Origin of the sequence: Bradyrhizobium sp. JYMT SZCCT0180, from assembly GCF_018130165.1 — a bacterium.
Taxonomy (GTDB): domain Bacteria; phylum Pseudomonadota; class Alphaproteobacteria; order Rhizobiales; family Xanthobacteraceae; genus Bradyrhizobium.
Genome location: NZ_JAFCLZ010000001.1, coordinates 386,204 through 410,063, shown reverse-complemented (window position 1 = coordinate 410,063; position 23,860 = coordinate 386,204). Strand labels below are relative to the sequence as shown.

Sequence of the window (23,860 nt, the reverse complement as noted above, 5' to 3'; positions counted from 1 at the left end):
CGCGTCGAAAACAGGTTTAAGCCTTGGTTCGGGCCGGGGCCTAACGGGATGAACTGGCGCGATATGCGTGCCGTTCGGGTGGATGACAAGATGGCGGTGACAATCAAGAAGGTCGGCGTGATCGGCTCGGGCCAGATGGGCAATGGCATCGCCCATGTGGCGGCGCTGGCCGGCCTGGACGTGGTGCTCAACGACGTGTCCGCCGACCGGCTGAAATCGGCGATGGCCACCATCAACGGCAACCTGTCGCGCCAGGTCGTGAAAAAGATGATCACCGAGGACGCCCGCAAGCAGGCGCTGGACCGTATCACCTCGACCGAAACCATCGATGGGTTGGCGGACTGCGACCTCGTGATCGAAACCGCGGTCGAAAAGGAAGAGGTCAAGCGCAAGATCTTCCACGACGTCTGCGCGGTGCTGAAGCCGGAAGCGATCGTCGCCACCAATTCCTCGTCGATTTCGATCACACGGCTCGCCGCCTCGACCGACCGCCCCGAGAAATTCATCGGTATTCATTTCATGAATCCGGTGCCGGCGATGGAACTGGTCGAACTGATCCGCGGCATCGCCACCGATGACGAGACCTTCGATACCGCCAAGGCCTTTGTCACCAAGGTCGGCAAGCAGATCGCGGTGTCCGAGGATTTCCCGGCCTTCATCGTCAACCGCATCCTGCTGCCGATGATCAACGAGGCGATCTACACGCTGTATGAAGGCGTCGGCAACGTCGAGGCGATCGATGCGGCGATGAAGCTCGGCGCGCACCATCCGATGGGCCCGCTGGAGCTGGCCGATTTCATCGGTCTCGATACCTGCCTGTCGATCATGCAGGTGCTGCATGAGGGGCTGGCGGATTCGAAATACCGGCCGTGCCCGCTGCTGGTGAAATACGTCGAAGCCGGCTGGCTCGGCCGCAAGACCCAGCGCGGATTCTACGACTACCGCGGCGACAAGCCGGTCCCGACGCGGTAATTCCTCTCGTCAGTCAGGTCGCGCGGCCGCCGACGCGTCATCGCAACGCGTCGCATGCGCGCTGCAATCGCCTTCCGGCTTCCTCGATGACAGATAGCGGATTGGCAAAGCTGACGCGGATATAGGGCGACAAACCGAAATCCTCGCCGGCAACGACCACCAGATCGGCGTGGTCGAGCAGGTAAGCCGCAAAGTCGCGGTCGGTCTCGATCAGCTTGCCGTCCGGGCTACGTTTGCCGATCACGCCAGCGCAGCCGATGAGCAGATAGAAGGTGCCTTCCGGCGGCTCACACGACAGGCCGGCGCAATCATTCGTTATCTCGGCAAAACGGTCGCGCTTGCTGCGCAGGACGGACGCGCGTTCGGACAACAGATCCTGCGGTCCGTCGAGCGCTGCCACCGCGGCGGCCTGGCTGATCGATGAGGCGCCGTTGGTGGTCTGCGACTGGACCGTGGTCATCGCGCGGATCAGCGCGGAAGGTCCGGCGGCATAACCGATACGCCACCCCATCATGGCGTAGCTCTTGGCAACGCCGCTCACGGTGAGCGTCCGCGACTTCAGGCGGGGCTCGATTTCCGCGAGCGTCGGCGCGGGAACGCCGTCGAACACCATATGCTCGTAGAGGCCGTCGGCGAGGATCCAGATGTCCGGATGCTGCAACAACACCGCGGCGATCTCGGACAATTCGCCCGCCGAATAAACGGCGCCTGACGGATTGACCGGATTGTTGATGAGTAGCCAGCGCGTTCGCGCCGTGATCGCGGTGCGCAGATCGTCCGCGCGCAACTTGAAACCGTTGTTCTGCGGGCAGGGCACGATGACAGGCGTTCCGCCGCTCAGGCGCACCTGATCGAGATAGGGCGCCCAGTAGGGCGCGGGGATGATCACCTCGTCACCCTGCGCCAGCGTCGCCTGCAGGGCATTGAACAGTGCCTGCGTCGAGCCGTTGCAGATGATGATCTCGTCCTGCGCATAGCTGAGATGACGGTCCCGCAGCAGTGCGGCACGCACCGCCTGCTTCATGTCAGGGGTGCCGTCGACATCGGTGTAGCGGGTTTCGCCGCGCAGAGCCGCGGCGTGCGCGGCTGCGATCACATGGTCCGGCGTTGCAAAGTCGAGATTGCCCGAAGATAGCTCGATGATGTCGCGTCCGGCCGCGCGCAGCTCGCGGGCGCGGCGGCGCAGGATCGATGCAGGGGAAGCGTGGATGCCGCGGATGCGCGGCGAAAGTGCTGGCATGGCGGTCATCGGACGTATTGCGCCTCGCCATGGCCGAACGACCAGTTTTCGGGAAGCACCTCGACGAGGTTGATGAAGATGTCCTCAGGCCGCAGGCCGGGACTTTCGGCGAGAAGCTCGACGATGCGTCGATACAGCTTCTGCTTTTGCGCCACCGGCCGCGTGTTGCTGACGGTGAGCTGAATGATGACCAGATCGTCGCTGCGCTTGATGCCGAGATAGTCTGCGCCATAGACGAAATCGCCTTCGTCATGTTCCGAGACCGTCATGAAGCGATCGCCTTCGGGCACATCGAAGGTCTCGCGCATGGCGCGGTAGAGGCCTTCAAGGATGGCCTTGTGGTAGGCGGCGGGCTTGCCCCGCCGCAATGAAACCCGGGTCAGCGGCATGGTGGATCTCCTGGTGCCGGTTGGTTGGTGTCGACCAAACCTAGGCGTCTCTTGATCATTGTAAAACGGTATGGAATACTATTTCAGTGATTTCATTTTTAAATGGATGGCCATGAAGGCGCTCGACGTCGAGGCGGTCCAGGCCTTTGTGCTGGTGGCTGACCTGAACAGCTTCACCCGCGCCGCGGAGGCGATGGACACCACGCAATCCGCGGTCAGCCTGAAGATCAAGCGCCTGGAAGACGGGCTCGGCCGGCGGCTGCTGGAGCGAACGCCGCGCCTGGTTCGTCTGTCCGCGGAGGGCTCGGCCTTCCTCGGCGCGGCGCGCAACCTCGTCGCCGCGCATCAGTCGGCGATCGGGGCCTTCGTCGTCGAACACCGCCGGCTGGTGGTCGGCATCAGCCACCACATCGTCGGAACAGAACTGCCCTCGTTGTTGAAGCGGATGAACGCCACCGATCCGGGCCTGGTGATGCAATTGCAGGTCGATACGTCGCGCGCCGTGCTGGCGGCCTTCGACGACGGCACGCTCGATGCCGCGATCGTGCTGCGCCACGATGCCAAGCGCCGCGACGGCGACGTGTTGTTCGAAGAGCCATTCGGCTGGATGGCCTCGCCGGATTTTTATCGTCAGCCCGGTGAGCCGCTGCGGCTGGCGACCCAGGCCGAGCCTTGCAGCGTTCGCGCCATGGCGGTCGATGTGCTCGACGCCGCCGGCATTCAATGGACCGAGGCCTTCGTCGGTGGCGGACTTGCAACCATTGGGGCTGCGATATCCGCAGGCCTTGCGGTGGCGGCGCTGGCGCGCCGGGTGGCGCCGTCAGATACCGTCGATCTCGGGCCGCGGCTCGGTCTGCCGCCATTGCCCTCCCGCGACGTCATCCTTTACGCGAAACCCTCCGATTCCCGCACGCGGCAGACGCTGCGCACGCTGGGCGCGGCCTTCGCGGCGAGCGCGGGCTGAAAACCGATCGTTAACCACCGTCGGCTAGCGTCCTCGGCGTTCGAGGAGTGTTGCGTATGGACATGATGGCTATGGTTTCGAGCATGCTCGCGATGCAGGCGGGCGGTCTGCAGCAGCAGATCCAGACCTCGATCATCAAACAGAACAACGACGCCGAGAAATCCGCGGTCCAGACCCTGCTCGGCATCCCCTCGACCGCCAACCTCGCTGCGGGCGTCGGCGGCAATCTGAACGCGGTCGCGTAAAACCGCCTCTCGGAAAAAGACCCTCATGGTGAGGAGCGCGTCTTCGCGCGTCTCGAACCACGCTTTGCCCTTCGGGCTACGCGTTGCGCAGCCACTCACCAAAAAAAGGCCAAGCGTGCCCGGCGAAGCCCAACGGGCGAAGACGGGCTATTTCGGGCCTGCATCCTTCGAGACGCCCGCAAGTGCGGGCTCCTCAGGATGAGGTCTGACAGGGTCTAAAACCCTGCCGTCGCCGGCTTTACCGCAGCCTTGATCAGCTTGATTGCGTCGTCGCTGGCCCATTCGGCCGGGCCGGCCAGATTGCCGATTTCGCAGCCCTGGCCGTCGACCAGGATCGAGGTCGGCATCCCCAGCGCCTTGCCTACGCCCTTAAGGTCTTGAAAAACCTTGGCTTTCGCGTCCGCGAAATACGCCAATCTGGTCAGATTGGCCTCTTTCAAGAAGTTTTTGGGCTTTTCGGGATCGCGGGTGTCGATGTTGATCGCGACCACCTCGAAATCCTTGCCGCCGAGCTTGGTCTGCAGGCTGTCGAGCGCCGGCATCTCCTTCCGGCAGGGCACGCACCAGGTGGCCCACAGATTGACCAGCACGGTCTTGCCGCGCCAGTCCGAGAGTTTTCGGGGCTTGCCCTCGGCATCTTCGAACGCGAGGTCAGGGAGCCTGAGCGGGCTGGTGGCCATGGTCAGCGCGGCGACCTCGCCATGCGCCAAAGGCCCGATCTTGCGCGCCAGTTCGACTGCGCCCGCACAGGCGGCATCGCCGCCCGAGCCGCGCTTGAGGCCGCCGAACCCGTAGACCCCGGCAAAGCCGATCGCAGCCCCGATCAGGACCGCGCCGACGGCGATGGGGATCCGGCGCGTGGCGGCCGGGCGAGGGGCAGGCGTTTCGGGCATATCGTTTGTCATCCTGTATCAGATACGGCTATGCAGTGCTCATGTTACGGCCGAAACCGGCACGGCGTTTCGCCGGTTTCGACGATAAATGCCAGACCTGAATAGCCAGCACCTGAATAAGAAGTCGTGAGCGAGAAGTCATGAGCAACAAGATGTGGGGCGGCCGGTTCACCGAGCGTCCCGATGCGATCATGGAGGAAATCAACGTCTCCATCGACGTCGATCGTCACATGTATTCCCAGGACATCGCCGCGTCCAAGGCCCACGCCGCGATGCTCGCTGCGCAGGGCATTATCACGGCCGGTGATGCGAAAAATATCGGCAAAGGTCTAGACACGATTCTGTCAGAAATCGAAAAAGGCGCGTTCGATTTCAAGCGCGCGCTCGAAGACATTCATATGAACGTCGAGAGCCGGTTGACCGATCTGATCGGGCCCGCCGCAGGCCGGCTGCATACCGCGCGTTCGCGCAACGACCAGGTCGCGACCGATTTTCGTCTCTACGTGCGCGACACCATCGATGAGACCGATGCGGCGCTGGCCGCGTTCCAATATGTCCTGGTAGAGCGGGCGCTGGAACACGCCGGCACCGTGATGCCCGGTTTCACCCATCTGCAGACCGCCCAGCCCGTGACGCTCGGGCATCATTTGCTCGCCTATGTCGAGATGGCCGCACGCGACCGCGGCCGCTTTGCGGATGCGCGCAAGCGTCTGAACGAATCTCCGCTGGGCGCGGCCGCGCTCGCCGGCACCTCGTTTCCGATCGACCGTCACGCCACCGCCAAGGCGCTCGGCTTCGACCGGCCGATGGCCAATTCGCTCGACGCGGTATCGGACCGCGACTTCGTGCTGGAGACGCTGTCAGCGGCGTCGATCGCGGCCGTGCATATGTCGCGCTTCGCCGAGGAGATCGTGATCTGGACCTCGCCGCTGGTCGGCCTCATCAGGCTGAGCGACAAGTTCACCACCGGATCCTCGATCATGCCGCAAAAGCGCAACCCCGATGCGGCCGAACTGGTGCGTGCCAAGACCGGGCGGGTAATCGGCGCGCTGACGGCGCTTTTGATCGTGATGAAGGGGCTGCCGCTTGCCTATCAAAAGGACATGCAGGAGGACAAGCAGGGCGCGATGGAAGCCTTCGCCGCCCTCTCGCTGGCGATCCGGGCGATGACCGGCATGGTTGCCGACCTCGTGCCCGACGAGAACAGGATGAAGGCGGCCGCGGGCGAGGGCTATGCCACCGCCACCGATCTTGCCGACTGGCTGGTGCGGACCCTGAAAATGCCGTTCCGCGACGCCCATCACGTCACCGGGCGCATCGTCGGGCTTGCCTCGAAACAGGGCGTGGCGCTGCACGAACTGCCGCTGCAGGCGATGCAGGAGGTCGAGCCGAAGATTACCGCCGAGGCGCTGCGCGTATTGTCGGTGGAGGCGTCCGTCAAGAGCCGCACCAGCTATGGCGGCACCGCACCGAAAAACGTAGCGGCTCAGGCCAAGTCCTGGCTTAAGCGGCTGGAAAAAGAGCGAAAATTGGGCTGAGGTCAAAAATTTCGCTGTAATTTCTTGGGTTTTTCTTGGGTTTCATGGGGGCGTCAGGCCTCGCCATCGCAAGGCAATCTTTGTATGGTGCGGCGCGCATTGGGGATTTCGTCGTGACACGTAACTACCGGCCGACATCGTCGGGATGGGCCATCATCCTGCTGAGCGTGAGCGCGCTTGCGCTCGGCGGCTGCGGCCGCAAGGGCGGCCTTGATCTGCCGCCGAACGCGTCGAATGCATCGGCGCAATCCGCGGCCACCGATTCGGAGGCCGAGCGCGCGGCCCAGCCGGGCGTATACAATCCGGGCTTCGGGTCCGACGCCCAGCCGGAGGCGGCCAGGGGCAAAAAGAAACCATTCATACTCGACCCGCTGCTGGGTAACTGAGCGCGCGCACCATGAATCACTTCGACTATCGCAACGGCGTGCTCCACGCCGAGGCGGTCAATCTTTCCGATCTCGCGGATGCCGTGGGAACGCCGTTCTATTGCTATTCGACCGCGACGCTGGAGCGCCACTACCGGGTATTCACCGAGGCCTTCGCCGGCGAGAAGACGCTGGTCTGCTACGCCATGAAGGCCAATTCCAACCAGTCGGTGCTGCGCACGCTGGCGAAACTCGGCGCCGGCGCCGACGTGGTTTCCGGCGGCGAGTTGAAGCGCGCGCTGGCGGCGGGGATCCCCGCAAACAAGATCCTGTTTTCCGGCGTCGGCAAGACCGAGGCGGAACTTCGCGCGGCACTGGCGGCGGATATCCTCTGCATCAACGTCGAATCCGAGCCTGAACTGGAATTGTTGTCGCGGCTCGCGGTCGAAATGGGCCGGACCGCGCGGATTTCGGTGCGCGTCAATCCCGACGTCGATGCCGGCACCCACGCCAAGATCGCCACCGGGAAATCAGAGAACAAGTTCGGCGTGCCGATTGCGCGCGCCCGCGAGGTCTACGCCCGTGCCGCAAGGCTGCCCGGGATCGAGGTCACCGGCACCGATATGCATATCGGCAGCCAGATCACGGATCTGAGCCGCATGGAGACCGCGTTCCGGATTCTCTCCGACTTCGTGCGGACCTTGCGCGCCGACGGCCACAACATCTCGCATATCGATTTCGGCGGCGGGCTCGGCATTCCCTATCACATGGACCGCGAAGCGCCGCCGCTGCCGTCCGCCTATGCCGCGATGGTCAAGCGGGTGACGCATAATCTCGGCTGCACGCTGATGTTCGAGCCGGGCCGGATGATCGTCGGCAATGCCGGCATCCTCGTTGCGCGCGTGATCTATGTGAAGCCGGGCGACGCCAAGAATTTCGTCGTCATCGACGCTGCCATGAACGACCTGATCCGCCCCACGCTGTATGAAGCCCATCACGACATCCTGCCGGTCCGCGAAGCTGCGCTGGGCACGCCGACGATTACCGCCGATGTGGTCGGGCCGGTCTGCGAAACCGGTGATTATTTGGCGCTCGACCGCCAGATCCCCGAGCCCAAGGCCGGCGATTTGCTGGCGATCATGACCGCCGGCGCCTACGGCGCGGTGCAGTCAGGCTTTTACAACACCCGCGCGCTGGTGCCGGAAGTGCTGGTCAAGGACGATCAATTCGCGGTGGTGCGTCCGCGCATCGAGGTGGACGAACTGATCGCGATGGACCGGCAGGCGCCGTGGCTGTGACCCAAGGCATATTTCAAGGCATATTTGTCAGCGCGCGCTGACACTGTGCCGATTTCAAAGGAGATTCCGATGCGCATTCTGGCTTTGGCAGTCTTGACGATGGCGGCGGTTTCGGCGACGTCGCCGGCGCGCGCCCAGACCTATAATCCGAGGTATCCGGTCTGCATCAAGCAGATCCAGACTTTCGGTGGTGAACGCATTGAGTGCGCCTACACCTCGCTGGAGCAGTGCAACGCGACGGCACTGGGCCTTCCTGCCCAGTGCATCGAGAATCCGTATTACGGCGGGCGGCCGGAAGGCAGCGGCCGGCGTTACCGCCAGGGTTATTGAGCGGATAGGGCGCGTAGGTGGTGGAGCGCTTAGCTCCACCTATCCTGCGCGATGCCTCACTTCGCGGCGTGGCTGCCGCCCTTGGCGCCGCCGACGATCACACCGGCGGCCTTTTCGATCGGCTTGATCGCCTCGGTGAAATCCGACTCCGCGCCCTGGTCGCGGATCACGACTTCCCACAGGCGCCCGACCGCTTCGGCGACCTCCATCGACAGCCCCAGCGACTTCATCTCGTCCAGCGCGAGCCGCACGTCCTTCACCATCAGTCCGGTGGCGAAGCCGAAGTCGAACGTCCGCGGCAGCACCGCGCGCGGAAACTTGTCGCGGCTGGCGGTGTTGAGCCCCGAGCCGGCGTTGATGACGTCGACCATCACGGCCGGATCGAGCCCTGATTTGACGCCCATCACCACCGCTTCCGACGTCGCCACCATCGCGGTGGCCGACAGGAAATTATTGGCGAGCTTCATGGTCTGAGCGGAACCCGGTTTCTCGCCAATGAAGAACACCTTGCCGATGACACCGAGCGCGGGCTTCAACATGTCGCAATCGACCCGCGGGCCCGACACCATCACGGCGAGCGTGCCTTTTTCCGCGCCGCCGACGCCGCCACTGACCGGAGAGTCTATCTGCACGATGTTCTTCGCGGCCAGGAGGCCGTGAATCCGCGTTGCCATTTGCGAGCCGACGGTGGAGAGGTCGACGAAGCGCTTGACGCGTTTGCCTTCGATCACGCCGCCGGCACCGGTTGCGACGTCGAGCGAGGCCTGCAACGACGGCAGGCTCGCCAGCACCGTTTCGCAGCGATCTGCGATATCCTTTGGCGATGACGCCACTTGCGCGCCGAGCGCCACAAGCTTGTCGGTGGCTTCCTTCCGCGTATCGAACACGGTGAGCTGATGCCCTGCCTCGATCAGGCGGCGCGCCATCGGGAAGCCCATCTTGCCGAGGCCGATGAATCCGATTTCCATGGTGATGTTTTCCTTAGTTCCAGAACGGCCCTCACCCTGAGGAGCGCGTCTTCGCGCGTCTCGAAGGGTGAGCTTGTTGATCGATCGTTCGGGCCTCATGGTTTGAGACGGCGCAAGAGCGCCTCCTCACCATGAGGGGTGAGAGCTAGCCCTTGTCCATTTCCGCGAACACTTCGCGCGCGATGCGAAAGCTGTCGACGCCGGCGGGCGCGCCGGCATAGATCGCGACCTGCATGAAGATTTCGCGGATCTCGTCTTTGGTCACGCCGTTGGTCAGCGCGCCCTTGATGTGGGTGCGCAACTCATGCGGCCGGTTCAGGATCGAGATCATGGCGAGGTTGAGCATGCTGCGGGTCTTGCGCGGCAGTTCCTCGCGGCCCCACACCGCGCCCCAGCAATATTCGGTGAGCAGTTCCTGGAACGGCCGGTTGAAATCGTCGACGTTCTTCAGGGCGTTGTTGACATAGGCCTCGCCGAGCACGGCTTTGCGCACTTCCAGCCCCTTGTCGTAGGTCTTCTTGTCCATGACGTTTCCTTCGGTATTTTTACTGGTTCTGGCCGACGTTAGGGGGTTGCCGGCCCGCAGTCACGCCTTCGTGTTATGCGTATTTCCGGGTGTGGGTTGGCCCTGGAAACGGGTGCCTCATTGCCGCCGCTGTGCTAGGCTGATTTGTCGGCAACCCGGAGAGTTTATTGAACGGCGCCAACCCTGACCCCACGGAGCCAGCGCGCGAGCCGGATGCGGTGGCGCGGCTTCAACTGACGCAGGCCCTGCAGCGGGCCCAGTATGCGATCGCGTGGGAGCGCGGATGGCCGATTCTGGCCCGGCTGTTGACCGTCGTCGGACTGTTTCTGGTGGCGTCCTGGGCCGGATTGTGGCTGGCGCTGCCGTTTGTCGCCCGTGTCGTCGGCATCGCCTTGTTCGCAGGCCTGGCGCTCGGCGCGTTGTACCCGATCTTGCGCTATCGCTGGCCGACCCGTGAAGAGAGCCTGAGCCGGCTCGACCGCGGCACCGGCATTCGCCATCGCCCGGCGACCGCGCTCACCGACACGTTGGCCAGCAAGGATCCGATCGCACTGGCGCTCTGGAAGGAGCAGCGCGAGCGGACGCTGGCCTCGATCAAGCGGATCCGCGCCGGCCTGCCGTCGCCGCGGCTGCCGATCCACGATCCCTGGGCGCTGCGTGCGCTGGTCATGGTGATGGCGGTGGCGGCCTATTTTGCCGCCGGTGACGAACGCACGATGCGCATCGCTGCCGCCTTCGACTGGAACGGCGTGCTGGCGCCGGCCAATGTCCGGGTCGATGCCTGGGTGACGCCGCCGGTCTACACCAGCAAGCCGCCGATCATTCTTTCCGCCGCGAGCAAGGACGCTGGACCCAATAGCGGGCCGCTGGCGGTTCCGGCCGGCAGCACGCTGCTGGTGCGCTCCAGCGGTGGCTCAATCGATGTCGTGGTGGGTGGCGGCGTGACCGAAGTCGCGCCCAGCGAACAGGCGCCGAAGGGCACCAACGAGCGCCATTTCAAGATCGCCGGCGACGGCACCGCCCATGTCCGTGCACCGGCCGGCCAGCCGCAATGGCGGTTCGCCGCGACGCCCGACCGTGCCCCGGTCATTTCGCTGGCGAAGGATCCCGAGCGTCAGGCTCGCGGCTCGCTGCAGATGTCCTACAAGCTCGAGGATGATTACGGCGTCACCGAAGCGCGCGCCTCGTTCGCGGCCCGGCCGGCCGATCCCGGCAAGGAAGCCGTCAGGGAAATCGGCAAGGAACCGGCAAAGGGCGCCAAGGGCGGAGACAAGGCCGCCGAGAAGACTGCCGAAAAAACCACCGAGGTGCGCCCGCTGTTCCCGGCGCCGCAATTTCCGCTGGCCCTGCCGAACGCGCGCACCCGCAATGGTGTCGGCCAGACCGTCAAGGATCTCAGCGAGGATCCCTATGCCGGCGCCGACGTCACGCTGACGCTGACGGCCAAGGACGAGGCCGGCAATGAAGGCCGCAGCGAACCGTTCAACATGCGGCTGCCGGAGCGGCTGTTCACCAAGCCATTGGCGCGTGCCCTGATCGAGCAGCGCCGCATCCTGGCGCTCGACGCCAACCAGAACGGCCAGGTCTATGCCGCGCTTGCCGCGTTGATGATCGCGCCGGAATTGTTTACGCCGGAAGCCGGCCACTATCTCGGCCTCTACAGCGTCTCGCGCCAGCTCGAGGCGGCGCGCACCGACGATGCCATGCGCGAGGTGGTTGCGAGCCTGTGGTCGCTCGCGGTCACGATCGAGGACGGCAACATCACCGATGTCGACAAGGCGTTGCGCGCCGCGCAGGAGGCGCTGAAGCAGGCGCTGGAGCGCGGGGCCAGCGACGAGGAGATCAAGAAGCTCACCGACAATCTGCGCGCCGCGCTGGATAATTTCCTGCGCCAGCTCGCCGAACAGCTCAAGAACAATCCGCAGCAACTGGCGCGGCCGCTCGATCCCAATACCAAGATGCTGAGCCAGCAGGATCTCAAGAGCATGCTCGACCGGATGGAGCGGCTGTCACGCTCCGGCGACAAGGATGCGGCCAAGCAATTGCTGGAGCAGCTGCAGCAGATGCTGGAAAACCTGCAGATGGCGCAGCCCGGGCAGGGCGGCGACAACGACATGGAGCAGGCGCTGAACGAGCTCGGCGACATGATCCGCAAGCAGCAGCAATTGCGCGACAAGACCTACAAGCAGGGCCAGGATTCGCGGCGCGATCGTCAGCGCGGCAAACAGGGCGAGCAGAGCATGGGCGACCTGCAGCAGGACCAGCAGGGCCTGCGCGACCGCTTGAAGAAGTTGCAGGAAGAACTTGCCAAGCGCGGCATGGGTCCGAGCCAGCGCGGCGAGAAAGGCCAGCGCGGCGAAAAAGGTCAACAGGGTCAGCAAGGCCAGCCCGGCGGCGACCAGGGCGACGGCGAGGACGGGCTGGAGCAAGCCGATGGCGCAATGGGTGACGCCTCCGGCCGGCTCGGCGAAGGCAATGCCGACGGCGCGGTGGATTCGCAAGGCCGCGCGCTGGATGCGCTGCGCAAGGGCGCGCGGAGCCTCGCAGAAGCGATGCAGCAGGGCGATGGCGACCAGCCGGGCGACGGTCCGGGCAATCCGAACGGCCGGCAGCAGGGCGCGCAAAGGAATACCGATCCGCTCGGGCGGCCGATGCGCAACAACGAGTTCAGCGACGACTATTCGGTGAAGATCCCCGGCGAGATCGACGTACAACGCGTGCGCCGCATTCTGGAAGAACTGCGCCGGCGCCTCGCCGATCCGGCCCGCCCGCAGATCGAACTCGACTACATCGAGCGGCTGCTGAAGGATTATTGATCACCGTCATTGCAAGCGCGCGATGCGTGGCTGCGTAGGGTGGGCAAAGGCGCGTTGCGCCGTGCCCACCATTCTTGCGCTTCTCGAAGGTGGTGGGCACGCTTCGCTTTGCCCACCCTACGGATTCTCGCTTCCGCCGAGACCGTTCCGCGCTACCCCTTCCGCGCCGCCAGTGCATCGGCGACTGCGGTGCGGATATCGGCCACCGAAAACGGCTTTGTCACCACGTCATGCACGATCGCATTGAGGCCGGAGGCGCGTTCGCGCTGATCGGCAAAGCCGGTCATCAGCAGAATCTTCAGGTCGGGGAAATCGCGCGCCGCCGCCAGCGCCAGCGCGATCCCGTCCATCACGGGCATCTGGATGTCGGTGAGCAAGAGGTCGAACGCACCCTTTTCGCGGTTGAGGATATCAAGCGCCTCGGCGCCGTCCTCGGCGGTTACGGTGTCATGGCCGTCCATGGCGATGGCGCGCGCCACCAGGGAGCGCATCGAGTCTTCGTCGTCGGCAATCAATACACGCGGCATCGGCTCAACTCTTTCGCGAGCAAGGTGCGAACTTCAGTGGCTTCATCCTTCGAGACGCGGCGAAGGCGCCGCTCCTCAGGATGAGGTCTACCAGCTCAGGAACAGCTCCATAACCCTCATGGAGAGGAGCGCGGCGCTGCCGCGCGTCTCGAACCACGAGGCCACGGGATGCGCCTTACGCGCGGCCGGCGGCCAGATCCCGCTTGTTGAAGAAGCGTACATCGATATTGCGGCCTTCGGGCGGCGGCGACGCCAGCCGCGACTTGAAATAGGCGCGCTCGCCCGGCTTCAGCACCGGCTGCTCGAGCACCGCGTTCCAGGCATAGATCTCCGCGCCCTGTTCGTCGCGAACGCTAAAGCGCAGCCGCGGCAATTCGACCGGCTTCCTGGTCTCGCCGACGATCACGCCTTCGATGACCAGCACCGGCTTGCCGTCGACGGTCTCGTTGGTGATCTTGATGTCCTTGAACGACAGCCCGCGCAAATTCACATCCAGCCCGACCATCTTGTAGAACGTCGCGGTCTGCGGCAGCAGCCGCACCACGTCGGTGCGCCAGAACATCAGCGCCACGACCAGTGCGCCCATCGCGGCGCAGGCGACGGGAGCGCTGATGGACGGCATCCGCATGGACGGCAATCTGGGCAGCCGGAACAGCTTGGCCAGCCGCGAGCGGTGGGTGGACACCGCCTCCTGATGCGCCTCGGCATCCTGCTGGGCGACCGACGGCCAGTCGGCTTCATTTCCCCGGGAGCCTTCGCCCTCGGCGGGCCAATCGGCCGAAATCGACGGGCTGTCGACCACGGGGGGCTCCTGGGCCTCTTCCTGGCGGGCCATGGCCTCCCACTCGGCGGCGGCGTCCGCTTCGGCATTTCCGGTTCCATGGCTGGCTTCCGCCATCGCCGGCACGGCCGGCGCCATCTCGACCGCGTCCTCGGGGCGCGCCAGCCAGGTTTCCTTGCAGCGGGAACAACGGACGGTCCGGCCGGCGACACCCAAGGTGGCCAGCTTGATCGCGTAGGATGTTGTACAATGGGGGCAGACGATGTGCATGGAGCCCGTTTCCACAGTGTCTTTGGGCCGATGCTAGCTGGCGACCGTTAACGAATCGGAAACCATAACGGTCGCACAACCGTTTTGTCCGGCTCGCGCCCAAAAACTGGGCTGCGAGCCCAAGGGTACGGTCAAGGGTATTGGTAGGTACGGGTTTCCGGTCAAGGCCCAGGCAAACGTCGAGGCCGAGGCAGAAGCCGAGGCCCATCTCGAGCGGAGCTGAGCTTGGTTCGGTTCGAAAATGTTGGATTGCGCTACGGGCTCGGCCCGGAGATTTTGCGCGACCTGTCGTTCCTGATCCCGGCCCATTCCTTCCAGTTCCTCACCGGTCCGTCGGGCGCCGGCAAGACCTCGCTGCTGCGGCTGCTATTCCTGTCGATGCGGCCGACGCGCGGTCTGGTCAATCTGTTCGGCCACGACGTCTCGCTGCTCGGCAAGGACCAGATTGCGGATCTGCGCAAACGCATCGGCATCGTGCTGCAGGATTTTCGCCTGCTCGATCACATGACGACCTATGAGAACGTGGCGCTGCCGTTCCGCGTCATGGGGCGGGATGAATCCAGCTACCGGCGCGAAGTGATTGATCTGTTGAAATGGGTCGGGCTCGGCGAGCGCATGGATGCGTTGCCGCCGATCCTGTCCGGCGGCGAAAAACAACGCGCGGCGATCGCGCGCGCGGTGATCTCGCGACCGCAATTATTGCTGGCGGACGAGCCGACCGGCAGCGTCGATCCGACGCTAGGTCGGCGGCTGTTGCGGCTGTTCATCGAGCTCAACAAGTCGGGCACTGCCGTGATCATCGCGACCCACGACATCACGCTGATGGATCAGTACGAGGCGCGGCGTCTGGTGCTGCATCAGGGACGGCTGCATATCTATGAGTAGATCCGGTGACGAGCATGGTCCGCTGGTCGATCTCGGGCACGAACGCCCGCAGGTCCCGGCGCGGGCGCGCAACATGTCGCCGATCGTGCCGCGCGCCTCGATCTCCGGCCGCGCGCTGGTCGCGGTGGTCGCGATCATGACGTTCCTCGCCTCGATCACCACGGGCACCGTGCTGCTGGTAAGCGCGTCGGCGGCGGAGTGGCAATCGGAAGTCGCCAGCGAAATCACCATCCAGGTGCGCCCCTCGGCAGGCCGAGATCTCGATCGCGATGCGATCGCGGCCGTCGAGGCGATGCGGGCGCAGGCCGGCATCGTCGAGGTCCGGCCCTTCACCAAGGACGAGTCGGCCAGATTGCTGGAGCCGTGGCTCGGCACCGGGCTGTCGATCGAGCAACTGCCGGTGCCGCGCGTCATCGTCGCAAGGGTGCAGCCCGGCACCACGCCCGATCTCGCCGCTTTGCGTGCGCGGGTGCTGCAGGTAGCCCCCTCCGCCAGCGTCGACGATCACCGCGCCTGGATCGAACGCATGCGCTCGATGACCGGCGCGACGGTATTCGCCGGCATCGGCATCCTGGCCCTGGTGATCGTGGCAACCATCATTTCGGTGTCGTTTGCGACGCGTGGCGCGATGGCGGCGAACCGCCCGATCGTCGAGGTGCTGCATTTCGTCGGCGCCGGCGACAGCTACATCGCCAACCGCTTCCTGCGGCATTTCCTCAGGCTCGGCCTCGAGGGCGGGTTGATCGGCGGCGGCGCTGCAATGCTGGGTTTTGGTTTCTCGGAATCGATCGCGAGCTGGTTCTCGGGCACGCCGGTCGGCGATCAGTTTGCCGCGCTGCTGGGCACCTTCTCGCTGCGTCCGTCCGGCTATCTGGCGCTGGCGGCGCAGGCGGTGCTGATTGCGGCGATCACGGCCTGGGCCTCGCGGCGGACGCTGTTCGCGACGCTGGACGACATTGATTGAAGCGTTTTCGAGCGAAGCAATGGCCGGGGACTTGATCCGGGGGAGGGCACCGGACCAGACTCCACTTCGCCCAAAAAACTTCTAGAATTGCGAGCGGAGAGGACTGCAAGAACTGCATGCGTGTGCAACCCGACGATACGTCGCGACAAGCGCCGGCCGTGCGGCCGCGAGGGTGGCTGCGTGCGACCATCGTCGCCACGCTGGCGCTCGGCTTCGTCGGAGCGGCGGTGGGTTTCATCGGCTTCCTGTCGCAATTGCGCGGCGTTGAAATCAAGCCGGCCCGCAATGCCGACGGCATCGTGGTGCTGACCGGCGGCTCGTCGCGGGTGTCCGATGCGATGGAATTGCTGGCCGGCGGCTATGGCAAGCGGCTCTTGATTTCGGGCGTGCACCCGACCAACGCCGCCAGCGACATTTCCCGCACGCTGCCCGACAACCATTCGCTGCTGCGCTGTTGCGTCGATCTCGACCGCTCGGCCGTCAACACGCGAAGCAACGCGGCGGAGACGCGGCGCTGGGTCAAGGATCGCGGTTTCAAGTCGCTGATCGTGGTGACTTCGAACTACCACATGCCGCGGGCGATCGTCGAATTGTCGCATGCGATGCCTGATATCGCGCTGATCCCGTTTGCGGTGGTCGGCGAAAAATGGCGCGACGAGCCATGGTGGACCTCGGGTACCACCTTCCGTCTACTGCTGTCGGAATATGCGAAATATGTCGCGGCGGAGGTGCGGGTGCGGCTCGCCGATATCGGCATCGAAGTCTTGCCCGACGATCAGCCGGCCGGTTCGACGGCGCCGCGACGGCCGGCGACCGCGCAAGCCAATTGACCGCCGGCGCTGCTACCCGCTCCGCTTAAGCAGCGCAGATCAGTTTCAGCTCGGCTTCGAACCGGATGCTTCGCTTGCCCGCCAGCGCGGTCCCCTCGAGGGTTCCGCCCTCCGCATCGCATGTTCCGGAAAACCCGATTCCGATTTCATGCCCGCCAAAGACCGGGTCTTCACCCCGCGCCGGCGTGTGTTCCTGATTGACCATCTGGCCTTTCCAGCGACCGCCGGCGGATGAGTACGACCCGAGGTAATAGAAGAAGGCATCGCCGCCGAGGATGCGGCCGTTGTTGAGCAGCATGACGCCGGTCAAGCCGCCGGGCATGCCGTCGAGGATCTTGAGGTGAATCGAGTACAGCCCGTTGGAAATGCCGCCTTCGCCGATCGCGCCGGGGGCTGCGAGTTCGCTCTCGTCGAGCGGCGTCATCACGGATCGAAACGTCGCGTTGGGCATTTGCGGCGAGCCGCCCTCGAAGCAAAACGCGTTTCCGACCGCCCGTCCGGTGACCGCAATGGTCGAAACGTCGGAGCCGAGCAGCGATTGGTGAGCGGCGCCGAAATTGTGCCGGCGGCTGGTCACCTCGACGGCGATCTCCTCGCCGTCGAAACGATAGGTGCCGATATGGGCGAACCCCGAATTGCCACCCAGGAGCTTGCCGTCCCGGACGTAGCTGACGCTGCGTCCGACGGCTTCGTTGACCCTGAATTCGCTTTTGAAGAAGCCGTCGAAACGGCGTGCTGTCGTGCCCATATGGGACACCTAGCCCAGAACGCCATTTGCGTCACCCCGTTTTCCACCCCGTCAATGCAGGGGGGCGAAAATGCCGCAAACGCCTATTCCGCAGGCGTTTTCCGCTGCAAGACCGGGTGCGAATCGTGCAGCATCAGTGCCAGCTGGTGCAATTGCGTATCGCGAAAACCCTCGGCCTCGATCGCCTTCACGGTCGCCAGCACATAGTCGCGGTTGACGCCGGACTGGCCGTGACCTTGCAGCACGTGACGCAACTGGTCCGCCAGCGACAGCCTTCCCGCGTACTGCACATGGCCGCGATCGACCACATAGGCCAGCGCGCTGACGCGCTGCCGCGCCTCGTTCTCCAGCCACAACGAGCGCTTCACCTCGCGGTAGACCGAGGTGACCTGTTCGCGTTCGCGCAAATAGGCGACGGTGGCGGCGCGGTTCTGTTCCGCGACCCGGAATGCGATGCCGCGGCAGGCGCCGCCGCGATCGAGCCCGAGCACCAGGCCCGGCTTTTCCGGGGTGCCGCGATGGACAAAGGAATAGACGCAGAGCGCACGATGTTCGCCGATCAGCCGGGCGGGCACCCGTTCGACGAATTCGAAGCCCGGCCGCCACATCAGCGAGCCATAGCCGAACACCCAGAGGTCGCCGCTCGAGAATTCCGAATCTTGCAGGGTCATTGCGGACATCGGCACAAGCGTTTTCGAGCGAAGTGGGGACCGGTTCGCGTAAAGAAAACGCGTCCAAACGAGGAACGGCTACCAGAAGGGGAGAAGCGAAGCAAATTCAGCGGGTTTTACCGGGGCCGGTACTCGCTTACATTTGACAAAATCATGAGCCAAAGGTCGCCGCATGCCTGACATCACCCCTGCGCCGCGCCGGCGCCCGCTTTGGCGCCTTTTCATCTTGCCCGCACTGCTGGTGGTTGCAGCCATCGCCTGGAGCGGTTTCTGGTTCTATGCGGCCTCCGAGGTCGGCGTGCGCGCCGATGCGTGGCGCGCGCAGGAAGCGAAAGCCGGCCGGATCTATGATTGCGGCAAGCGCTCGGTTGCGGGCTATCCGTTCCGCCTCGAAGTCCGCTGCGAGGACGCCAGCGTGACGCTGGTCTCGCAGACCGCGGGCGCGGGCGCGCCGTTCACGGCGCGGCTCGGCGAGATCATGGTGATCGCCTCGATCTACCAGCCGAAACTCCTGATCGCCGAATTCAAGGCGCCGGCGACGATTGCCGATCGCGGCCAGCCGCCGTCGCTGAAGGTGAGCTGGAGCGTTGGCCGCAGCAGCGTGGCCGGGCTGCCGGCCGTTCCGGAGCGCGCCTCGATCGTGTTCGACAATCCCACGATCGAGCGCGTCAACGGACCGGTAGAGACGCCGCTGGCGCGCGCCAACCGTGTGGAACTGCACGGCAGGCTCGCGGAGGGATCATCGATTGCAGATCCGGTGATTCAGACAGCGCTGCAGATATCAGGGGGCAGCATTCAGGAATTGCATCCGCTGCTGGCGACGCCATTCGAATCCGATGTGCAGACCAAGCTCAGCGGCCTGAAGGATTTCTCGCCGAAGCCGTGGCCCGAGCGCTTCCGCGAAATGCAGGCCGCGGGCGGCAAGGTCGAGATCGTGCGCTCGCGGATTCAGCAGGGCGAGCTGGTCGCGGTGGCCGCAGGCACGCTGGGCCTCAATGCGCAGGGGCAGATCGAGGGCGAGCTGCAGATGACGGTGACGGGCCTGGAGCGCGTGATCCCGGCGCTGGGTATCGACAAAATGCTGGAGCAGGGCGTGCCGCAGGCAACGCTCGATCGCGTGGCGCCCGGCGTCAAGAGCCAGGACCTCACCAACCTGTTCGGCGCGCTCGACAAGGCTATTCCGGGTCTTGGCAAGGTCGTCAAGCAGAACACCAATGTCGGCGTCGCCGTCGGCATCAATTCGCTTGGCACCGCGGCCGAACTTGAGGGCAAGAAGGCCCGCAGCTTCCCGCTGCGCTTCGTCGACGGCGCGGTCTTCCTGGGGCCTCTGAAGGTAGGGCAGATCCCGCCGCTGTTTTGATTGCGCTTTGCCGTCCCGACATTCGCCGGGACGACGAACGTGTAATCCTCACGCGCCGTGCTGCTTCTTACCGGACGGGTGGCGCAAATGGGGCAATCATTGTGTTGTGAAATGCGGCTACCTGCCACGAGCCGCCATCCCTGACGAATACGCGCAAGCTCAACTCCTGATGCGCAGGCAACGATCTTCCGTCCGGGGCGACCAGTCCGCTCAGTTCGTTCGTCACATAAGCGAACGCAATGTCGGGCCTGACCAACCGAATCTTCACGTCCATCGTGCGTTGCGTGGCATTTTTTGCGCGGGCGGCGAAGATGGCCGATAATCCCTTTTCAATCTCGGCGGGACCGCTCATCACGTCACCTCGAACGGTGACGAGACGGGCATCCTGCATGTACATGCGCGAGGCGGCCTTGCCGTCGTGGTTGTTGAATCCTTCTGTCATTTCCACGATGATTCGCCGGATGGCAGCCTCGCTCTCGCTGTCGGGTGTTTGCGCGAATGCGGTAGGCGCCGAAACCAGCAGGGCGAGACCAACGGCGATGGCATAAACCATGGACAGATGCTGTTTCATGTTTGATCCTGCAATGGTCTGAAAGGTCTGTACGAATATTACTATCGAAGGCCGGCTGGTTGGAGCCGCAAGTTTGCGCGCCGTGTCGGCAAAGATGCGGGTGGACCTGATGTTCGATTGGAATGACCTGCGATATTTTCTGGCGGTGGCCCGCAAGGGCAGCCTCGCCAGCGCCGCCGAGGCGCTTGGCGTCAATCCATCGACGGTGCAACGACGATTGCGGACGCTCGAAACCGCCATCGGCTGTTCGCTCGCGGAGCGTACGTCAGAAGGTTATCGCTTGACCCTTCCGGGCAAGCAATTGCTGGCGGATGCAGAGCACGTCGAAGCGGCGGTCGACGCGTTGCATCGGAGGATATCCGCGCTCGATTTGACCGCTGCCGGACATGTCAAACTGACCAGCCACGTCACGGTGGGACAGCGCATCATCAGGTCGGGATTCCTGGATCAGTTTCATGCGCGCCACCCGGGCATCAGGATTGAGTTGATTATGGAACAGCGGGCGCTCGATCTTTCCAAGGGCGAGGCTGATATCGCGATACGGGGAGGAGGTGCCGATAACCGTGCATTGGTGGGCAAAAAGATCGCCGAGGTGCCCTGGGCAATCTTCGCTAGCGCCGCCCTCGTTGCCCGGCACGGCCGTCCGGAGACATCCGGCGACCTCAACAATTTTGGTCTTATCGAGTTTTCAGGAGATATCGAAGGATTGCCCGCCGCGCGTTGGATGAGATCGCACGCGCCGAATGCGCCGATCGTCGCAACCTGCAGCAATATTCCCAGCGTGCATTTGGCCATCAAGTCCGGAGCGGGTCTCGCGCCCTTGCCCGCCGTGTATGCGGCGGCAGACCATGACCTCGTCAACGTACTCGGTCCGATCCCCGAACTGAACTATCCGTTGTTTCTGTTTACCCATAAGGATCTGCGGAAAGTGCCGAGGGTAAGCGCCGTGTTCGAGTTTTGCCTTCGAGAATTGAAGCCGGTTCTGGTAGGCGGCGAGATGAGACGCCGATGACAAGCCGCCGGCCCTGAAACATCGGCGCTCGTCAGCGCTTGGTTGAAAGAATCACACGCGCGTCCCACGGCACGCGCTGCTGTAGATTTTCGAATCGAATAGTTCCGTTTCTGGAACGCTCTCTCAACAACCGAGCTGCGCTGACGATGCGTGATTTCTGTCACGGCCAACTCCGAACCGTTCGGACATCCTGACGATGGTTGCGGGATGATCCCGCAGCTCAACAGATGGATGGAGACCTGGAATGACGAACGTTACGAAAAACGATGCAGCCAATCATGAGCTTTCGATCGATGAACTCGACGCCGCGGCCGGCGGCTTCTGGAAGGAACTGGCCGTCGCGGTGGGTGCCGGCGGCGTGACCGGCGGCATGGGTGGTGCGGCGGTCGGCGGCATCGGCGCCATACCGGGTGCCATTGGCGGCGCGCTCCTCGGCGGCATCGGGTATTGCATCAGCGCAATCTTTTGAGCTGATTGCGCATGGCGAGACTGTCGAATCGTTTTCGATTCAGCAGTCTCGCTTTGGCGATGCGTTGATTTCCCCTCCGCGCGATGTCTTGACAGGACGGCGTTGCATCCTTTTTCGATGACGCGGCCCCGGTTTGTATCCACGCGCTCAGCCGGGATCGGGTTGACGAAAATGGCCAAGACCCGAAGTGGAGGCCCTATTCGATCACCTCGTCGGCGCGGGCGAGAAGGGTCGGCGAGATCGAAAGGCCGATTGCTTTTGCTGCTTTCAGGTTAATCGCCAACTCGAATTTGGTTGGCTGCTCAACCGGCAGGTCGGCAGGCTTAGCGCCGCCCAGAATCTTACCAGCATAGACGCCAAGCTGCCGGGAGACATCGGTAATGCGAGGCGAGTAACTCATAAGCCCGCCGTCTTTTACGAAGAGAGACCACTCATAGATGGCGGGTATCCGATTTTGCTCGCACAACGCTGCAAGTTGCTCTCGGCGCGCAATATAAAATGCATCAGGGCTGACAAGAAGCGCGACGTCCTTTCTTTCTCTGATCTCGTCGAAAGCAGTACCAATTTGCTGGTCTGTGCTCGCCCGCACAACGTGGATTTGCCGCCCAAGCGATCTGCCCGCGACTTCGGCATCGGAAGAGATGAGGTCTGCATTGGGGTTCGCCGGATTGATCATCATCGCGATTGTACCGCCTGCAGGCGTCAATTCGGCCAAAAGCTCCAGTCGCTTGGCGACGAGCTGTGGAGTGTACATGCTCACGCCGGTTGCATTGCCTCCCGGCCTGTTGAGGCTGGAAACGACGCCAACAGTTACAGGATCCATGGCAATTGCAAACACGATCGGGATCGTTTTTGTCGCGGCCGCTGTCGCCAGGACTCCGTTAGTTCCAGTAGCGGCAACAATTACTTGAACGCGACCTTGAATAAGGTTTGCAATCAACCCCGGAAACCGGTCGTATTTTCCTTCGGCAAAACGGTACTCGATTGCGACGTTCTGGTTTTCCACGAAGCCCAAGGCGCGGAGACCTTCGCGGAAGGCAACGAGCAGTTCCGTGCTTTTCTCGGCTGAATCGAAGCCCAGATAACCAATTACCGGAAGCACGCGTTTCTCTGCATATGCCGGACATATCGAGATGGCTGCTGCAATCAAACAATGCGCTATGAACTCCCGGCGCTTCATTTGATCCTCCAACGCAGTTCGAGGAGACCGGCGTAGAGTATCAGATGTCGATGGTTATCGCACCTGTGCATTGAAAATGCTGCTTCGCAAGCGCGGCACGCGAGTTTCAACCGAGCGTGGATGATCTGCCCGGCGCAAACGGAGTACTCCGTGAAGGGAGTGCCTTACCCCCGAGGACATATTGCGCTTGGAAGCACTTTGGTGCTCGGCTAAGGGAGCTTCCGCAATTGAGTCCATGGAGAGGTTAGGCCCGTGATCGGCCGCCAAGCGGTTCTAGCAGCATCGCAGACTGCAAGTTCGGAACGCACCACCAGAGAGTGTTGTCCGCAGGAGGAGCAGATGACGCAGCGCCCTTCAGGTGCAATGGGAGCGGTAATAGGAGTCTTGCGCAATCAAGGCCCACTGACGGACAGCTCGGTGAGAGCATACGAATGGGAGCTGTCGCAGCTCAAATTTCAGCACCAGGCAGAAAGCGACGCGCTGTCAATACCTGATCCCGGTCCGGCGGGCTTCGATTTTGTGCTGCCGGATGAAGACCCCGCGGCCGAAGCGCTGTGGGCTCTGGCTAGAGATTTCATGTGGCGGCGAGCTTTGATGAAAGATGGCTAGTGAACGACTGCTGATGGCCCTGCAATTCCACCGTGCCGTCGATAGTCTGGAAATCTGGAGCGCGAGCAGCGACGGCTTTTCGTTCGTGATCACCCACGAGAGCCGCGCCGGCCCCGGCTTTCACGGGCGGCCCGGCTACGTGGCGTCATGGCGTCCGCTTGATCCGGGCAGCGGGGCGATCAAGATCGGTGGATCGCCTTTTGCAACGTTCGAGGAGACCGAGGAAGCGTGCAACCTGATGCTGAAACATCTGACGAGTGAAAGCTGATGGAAGGCTTGGGACAAATGACGAAGAGGCCGGTCGCTAAACCCGCTCCGGATCTCATGAGGCTTCCAAACAGGCAGGATGGTCAGAATTGACCAACCTCCGGGACGCGAATGTCGTTTGGTAATGTACGGCGCTGCGCCAGGGCCGCCCCTGCGCCGCGCTCAAGACGGC

At 63.6% G+C, this 23,860-nt stretch carries 27 protein-coding genes; 16 read left to right on the top strand and 11 right to left on the bottom strand.

The genetic code is table 11. The features are described from left to right. Window positions 1-90 precede the first annotated feature (90 nt). Window positions 91-972 (top strand): 3-hydroxybutyryl-CoA dehydrogenase, encoded by an 882-nt coding sequence (locus JQ641_RS01920; RefSeq protein WP_211994142.1) that lies wholly within the window; start codon window positions 91-93, stop codon window positions 970-972. A gap of 37 nt (window positions 973-1,009) precedes the next feature. Here the strand turns inward: JQ641_RS01920 and JQ641_RS01915 are convergent, their stop codons facing one another. Beyond that, window positions 1,010-2,212, bottom strand: a complete 1,203-nt coding sequence (locus JQ641_RS01915; protein ID WP_211994141.1) for an aminotransferase class I/II-fold pyridoxal phosphate-dependent enzyme — start codon at window positions 2,210-2,212, stop codon at window positions 1,010-1,012. Window positions 2,213-2,217: 5 nt separating this feature from the next. Continuing rightward, the gene (locus JQ641_RS01910; protein ID WP_211994140.1) at window positions 2,218-2,601 is read right to left on the bottom strand and encodes a tautomerase family protein; all 384 of its coding nucleotides are present in this window, start codon (window positions 2,599-2,601) and stop codon (window positions 2,218-2,220) included. 106 nt (window positions 2,602-2,707) lie between these two features. Here JQ641_RS01910 and JQ641_RS01905 point away from each other — a divergent pair, with 106 nt between their 5' ends. Both JQ641_RS01905 and JQ641_RS01900 read left to right on the top strand, forming a co-directional pair. Continuing rightward, complete coding sequence (locus JQ641_RS01905; protein ID WP_249150163.1) at window positions 2,708-3,565, top strand: LysR substrate-binding domain-containing protein; 858 nt, start codon at window positions 2,708-2,710, stop codon at window positions 3,563-3,565. Between the two features lie 56 nt (window positions 3,566-3,621). After that, window positions 3,622-3,810 (top strand): hypothetical protein, encoded by a 189-nt coding sequence (locus JQ641_RS01900; protein ID WP_211994139.1) that lies wholly within the window; start codon window positions 3,622-3,624, stop codon window positions 3,808-3,810. Window positions 3,811-4,025: 215 nt separating this feature from the next. Here JQ641_RS01900 and tlpA read toward each other — a convergent pair whose 3' ends face one another. Continuing rightward, window positions 4,026-4,715, bottom strand: a complete 690-nt coding sequence (gene tlpA / locus JQ641_RS01895) for a thiol:disulfide interchange protein TlpA (RefSeq protein WP_502754922.1) — start codon at window positions 4,713-4,715, stop codon at window positions 4,026-4,028. A 128-nt stretch (window positions 4,716-4,843) separates the two neighbouring features. On the opposite strand from tlpA, the gene argH reads away from it, so the two are divergent. The 4 genes from argH to JQ641_RS01875 all read left to right on the top strand — a co-directional run bounded on the left by argH (window position 4,844) and on the right by JQ641_RS01875 (window position 8,234). Beyond that, complete coding sequence (argH, locus tag JQ641_RS01890; RefSeq protein ID WP_211994137.1) at window positions 4,844-6,241, top strand: argininosuccinate lyase; 1,398 nt, start codon at window positions 4,844-4,846, stop codon at window positions 6,239-6,241. A gap of 113 nt (window positions 6,242-6,354) precedes the next feature. Next, the gene (lptM, locus tag JQ641_RS01885) at window positions 6,355-6,627 is read left to right on the top strand and encodes an LPS translocon maturation chaperone LptM (RefSeq protein ID WP_192738311.1); all 273 of its coding nucleotides are present in this window, start codon (window positions 6,355-6,357) and stop codon (window positions 6,625-6,627) included. Window positions 6,628-6,638: 11 nt separating this feature from the next. Next, window positions 6,639-7,904: a diaminopimelate decarboxylase gene (gene lysA, locus JQ641_RS01880; protein WP_211994136.1), complete on the top strand. Its 1,266-nt coding sequence runs from the start codon at window positions 6,639-6,641 to the stop codon at window positions 7,902-7,904. 69 nt (window positions 7,905-7,973) lie between these two features. After that, on the top strand, window positions 7,974-8,234 hold the full coding sequence (locus JQ641_RS01875; protein ID WP_192738309.1) for a DUF3551 domain-containing protein: 261 nt from the start codon (window positions 7,974-7,976) through the stop codon (window positions 8,232-8,234). A gap of 56 nt (window positions 8,235-8,290) precedes the next feature. Here JQ641_RS01875 and JQ641_RS01870 read toward each other — a convergent pair whose 3' ends face one another. Beyond that, complete coding sequence (locus JQ641_RS01870) at window positions 8,291-9,202, bottom strand: NAD(P)-dependent oxidoreductase (protein ID WP_211994135.1); 912 nt, start codon at window positions 9,200-9,202, stop codon at window positions 8,291-8,293. A 145-nt stretch (window positions 9,203-9,347) separates the two neighbouring features. After that, window positions 9,348-9,728 carry a carboxymuconolactone decarboxylase family protein gene (locus tag JQ641_RS01865; RefSeq protein ID WP_211994134.1) on the bottom strand — a complete coding sequence of 127 codons (381 nt, stop codon included), beginning with the start codon at window positions 9,726-9,728 and terminating at the stop codon, window positions 9,348-9,350. A gap of 167 nt (window positions 9,729-9,895) precedes the next feature. Here JQ641_RS01865 and JQ641_RS01860 point away from each other — a divergent pair, with 167 nt between their 5' ends. Further along, complete coding sequence (locus JQ641_RS01860; protein ID WP_211994133.1) at window positions 9,896-12,544, top strand: TIGR02302 family protein; 2,649 nt, start codon at window positions 9,896-9,898, stop codon at window positions 12,542-12,544. 152 nt (window positions 12,545-12,696) lie between these two features. On the opposite strand, the gene JQ641_RS01855 is transcribed toward JQ641_RS01860, so the two are convergent. Continuing rightward, window positions 12,697-13,071 carry a response regulator gene (locus JQ641_RS01855; protein WP_211994132.1) on the bottom strand — a complete coding sequence of 125 codons (375 nt, stop codon included), beginning with the start codon at window positions 13,069-13,071 and terminating at the stop codon, window positions 12,697-12,699. A gap of 175 nt (window positions 13,072-13,246) precedes the next feature. Continuing rightward, a complete protein-coding gene (locus JQ641_RS01850; RefSeq protein ID WP_211994131.1) occupies window positions 13,247-14,122 on the bottom strand; it encodes an MJ0042-type zinc finger domain-containing protein in 876 nt (291 codons plus the stop codon). A 225-nt stretch (window positions 14,123-14,347) separates the two neighbouring features. On the opposite strand from JQ641_RS01850, the gene ftsE reads away from it, so the two are divergent. The 3 genes from ftsE (at window position 14,348) to JQ641_RS01835 (ending at window position 16,801) form a co-directional block, all read left to right on the top strand. After that, window positions 14,348-15,007: a cell division ATP-binding protein FtsE gene (gene ftsE / locus JQ641_RS01845; protein WP_192738303.1), complete on the top strand. Its 660-nt coding sequence runs from the start codon at window positions 14,348-14,350 to the stop codon at window positions 15,005-15,007. Then, complete coding sequence (locus JQ641_RS01840; protein WP_192738302.1) at window positions 15,000-15,971, top strand: cell division protein FtsX; 972 nt, start codon at window positions 15,000-15,002, stop codon at window positions 15,969-15,971. Before ftsE ends, JQ641_RS01840 begins: the two co-directional genes overlap by 8 nt. 116 nt (window positions 15,972-16,087) lie before the next feature. Further along, window positions 16,088-16,801: a YdcF family protein gene (locus tag JQ641_RS01835; RefSeq protein ID WP_211994130.1), complete on the top strand. Its 714-nt coding sequence runs from the start codon at window positions 16,088-16,090 to the stop codon at window positions 16,799-16,801. A 25-nt stretch (window positions 16,802-16,826) separates the two neighbouring features. Here the strand turns inward: JQ641_RS01835 and JQ641_RS01830 are convergent, their stop codons facing one another. Together JQ641_RS01830 and JQ641_RS01825 are read right to left on the bottom strand one after the other, a co-directional pair. Beyond that, complete coding sequence (locus JQ641_RS01830; protein ID WP_211994129.1) at window positions 16,827-17,549, bottom strand: hypothetical protein; 723 nt, start codon at window positions 17,547-17,549, stop codon at window positions 16,827-16,829. Window positions 17,550-17,632: 83 nt separating this feature from the next. Continuing rightward, window positions 17,633-18,229, bottom strand: a complete 597-nt coding sequence (locus tag JQ641_RS01825; RefSeq protein WP_211994128.1) for a gamma-glutamylcyclotransferase — start codon at window positions 18,227-18,229, stop codon at window positions 17,633-17,635. Window positions 18,230-18,392: 163 nt separating this feature from the next. Between JQ641_RS01825 and JQ641_RS01820 the strand changes: the two genes are divergently transcribed. Next, on the top strand, window positions 18,393-19,580 hold the full coding sequence (locus tag JQ641_RS01820; RefSeq protein WP_211994127.1) for a DUF2125 domain-containing protein: 1,188 nt from the start codon (window positions 18,393-18,395) through the stop codon (window positions 19,578-19,580). 67 nt (window positions 19,581-19,647) lie between these two features. Here JQ641_RS01820 and JQ641_RS01815 read toward each other — a convergent pair whose 3' ends face one another. After that, on the bottom strand, window positions 19,648-20,151 hold the full coding sequence (locus tag JQ641_RS01815) for a YybH family protein (protein WP_211994126.1): 504 nt from the start codon (window positions 20,149-20,151) through the stop codon (window positions 19,648-19,650). 82 nt (window positions 20,152-20,233) lie between these two features. Between JQ641_RS01815 and JQ641_RS01810 the strand changes: the two genes are divergently transcribed. Beyond that, entirely contained in the window at window positions 20,234-21,163 is a 930-nt protein-coding gene (locus tag JQ641_RS01810) for a LysR family transcriptional regulator (RefSeq protein WP_349628483.1), read from the top strand. Window positions 21,164-21,407: 244 nt separating this feature from the next. Further along, window positions 21,408-21,632: a hypothetical protein gene (locus JQ641_RS01805; RefSeq protein WP_192738297.1), complete on the top strand. Its 225-nt coding sequence runs from the start codon at window positions 21,408-21,410 to the stop codon at window positions 21,630-21,632. A 196-nt stretch (window positions 21,633-21,828) separates the two neighbouring features. On the opposite strand, the gene JQ641_RS01800 is transcribed toward JQ641_RS01805, so the two are convergent. Continuing rightward, a complete protein-coding gene (locus JQ641_RS01800; protein WP_211994124.1) occupies window positions 21,829-22,812 on the bottom strand; it encodes an ABC transporter substrate-binding protein in 984 nt (327 codons plus the stop codon). 339 nt (window positions 22,813-23,151) lie between these two features. Between JQ641_RS01800 and JQ641_RS01795 the strand changes: the two genes are divergently transcribed. Then, a complete protein-coding gene (locus JQ641_RS01795; protein WP_211994123.1) occupies window positions 23,152-23,421 on the top strand; it encodes a hypothetical protein in 270 nt (89 codons plus the stop codon). Beyond that, window positions 23,414-23,689 carry a hypothetical protein gene (locus JQ641_RS01790; protein WP_249150139.1) on the top strand — a complete coding sequence of 92 codons (276 nt, stop codon included), beginning with the start codon at window positions 23,414-23,416 and terminating at the stop codon, window positions 23,687-23,689. Before JQ641_RS01795 ends, JQ641_RS01790 begins: the two co-directional genes overlap by 8 nt. The last annotated feature ends 171 nt before the right edge of the window (window positions 23,690-23,860 follow it).

Bases quoted from the DNA above. Each gene is read 5' to 3' on its own strand.
- JQ641_RS01905 (WP_249150163.1), top strand. From the start codon at position 2,708: ATGGCCATGAAGGCGCTCGACGTCGAGGCGGTCCAGGCCTTTGTGCTG.
- JQ641_RS01855 (WP_211994132.1), bottom strand. From the start codon at position 13,071: ATGCCGCGTGTATTGATTGCCGACGACGAAGACTCGATGCGCTCCCTG.
- JQ641_RS01910 (WP_211994140.1), bottom strand. From the start codon at position 2,601: ATGCCGCTGACCCGGGTTTCATTGCGGCGGGGCAAGCCCGCCGCCTAC.
- JQ641_RS01825 (WP_211994128.1), bottom strand. From the start codon at position 18,229: ATGTCCGCAATGACCCTGCAAGATTCGGAATTCTCGAGCGGCGACCTC.
- JQ641_RS01815 (WP_211994126.1), bottom strand. From the start codon at position 20,151: ATGAAACAGCATCTGTCCATGGTTTATGCCATCGCCGTTGGTCTCGCC.
- JQ641_RS01790 (WP_249150139.1), top strand. From the start codon at position 23,414: ATGGCTAGTGAACGACTGCTGATGGCCCTGCAATTCCACCGTGCCGTC.
- JQ641_RS01795 (WP_211994123.1), top strand. From the start codon at position 23,152: ATGACGCAGCGCCCTTCAGGTGCAATGGGAGCGGTAATAGGAGTCTTG.
- JQ641_RS01805 (WP_192738297.1), top strand. From the start codon at position 21,408: ATGACGAACGTTACGAAAAACGATGCAGCCAATCATGAGCTTTCGATC.
- argH (WP_211994137.1), top strand. From the start codon at position 4,844: ATGAGCAACAAGATGTGGGGCGGCCGGTTCACCGAGCGTCCCGATGCG.
- lysA (WP_211994136.1), top strand. From the start codon at position 6,639: ATGAATCACTTCGACTATCGCAACGGCGTGCTCCACGCCGAGGCGGTC.
- JQ641_RS01920 (WP_211994142.1), top strand. From the start codon at position 91: ATGGCGGTGACAATCAAGAAGGTCGGCGTGATCGGCTCGGGCCAGATG.
- tlpA (WP_502754922.1), bottom strand. From the start codon at position 4,715: ATGACAAACGATATGCCCGAAACGCCTGCCCCTCGCCCGGCCGCCACG.
- JQ641_RS01870 (WP_211994135.1), bottom strand. From the start codon at position 9,202: ATGGAAATCGGATTCATCGGCCTCGGCAAGATGGGCTTCCCGATGGCG.
- JQ641_RS01840 (WP_192738302.1), top strand. From the start codon at position 15,000: ATGAGTAGATCCGGTGACGAGCATGGTCCGCTGGTCGATCTCGGGCAC.
- JQ641_RS01915 (WP_211994141.1), bottom strand. From the start codon at position 2,212: ATGCCAGCACTTTCGCCGCGCATCCGCGGCATCCACGCTTCCCCTGCA.
- JQ641_RS01800 (WP_211994124.1), bottom strand. From the start codon at position 22,812: ATGAAGCGCCGGGAGTTCATAGCGCATTGTTTGATTGCAGCAGCCATC.
- JQ641_RS01865 (WP_211994134.1), bottom strand. From the start codon at position 9,728: ATGGACAAGAAGACCTACGACAAGGGGCTGGAAGTGCGCAAAGCCGTG.
- JQ641_RS01830 (WP_211994129.1), bottom strand. From the start codon at position 17,549: ATGGGCACGACAGCACGCCGTTTCGACGGCTTCTTCAAAAGCGAATTC.
- JQ641_RS01875 (WP_192738309.1), top strand. From the start codon at position 7,974: ATGCGCATTCTGGCTTTGGCAGTCTTGACGATGGCGGCGGTTTCGGCG.
- JQ641_RS01850 (WP_211994131.1), bottom strand. From the start codon at position 14,122: ATGCACATCGTCTGCCCCCATTGTACAACATCCTACGCGATCAAGCTG.
- JQ641_RS01820 (WP_211994127.1), top strand. From the start codon at position 18,393: ATGCCTGACATCACCCCTGCGCCGCGCCGGCGCCCGCTTTGGCGCCTT.
- JQ641_RS01835 (WP_211994130.1), top strand. From the start codon at position 16,088: ATGCGTGTGCAACCCGACGATACGTCGCGACAAGCGCCGGCCGTGCGG.
- JQ641_RS01900 (WP_211994139.1), top strand. From the start codon at position 3,622: ATGGACATGATGGCTATGGTTTCGAGCATGCTCGCGATGCAGGCGGGC.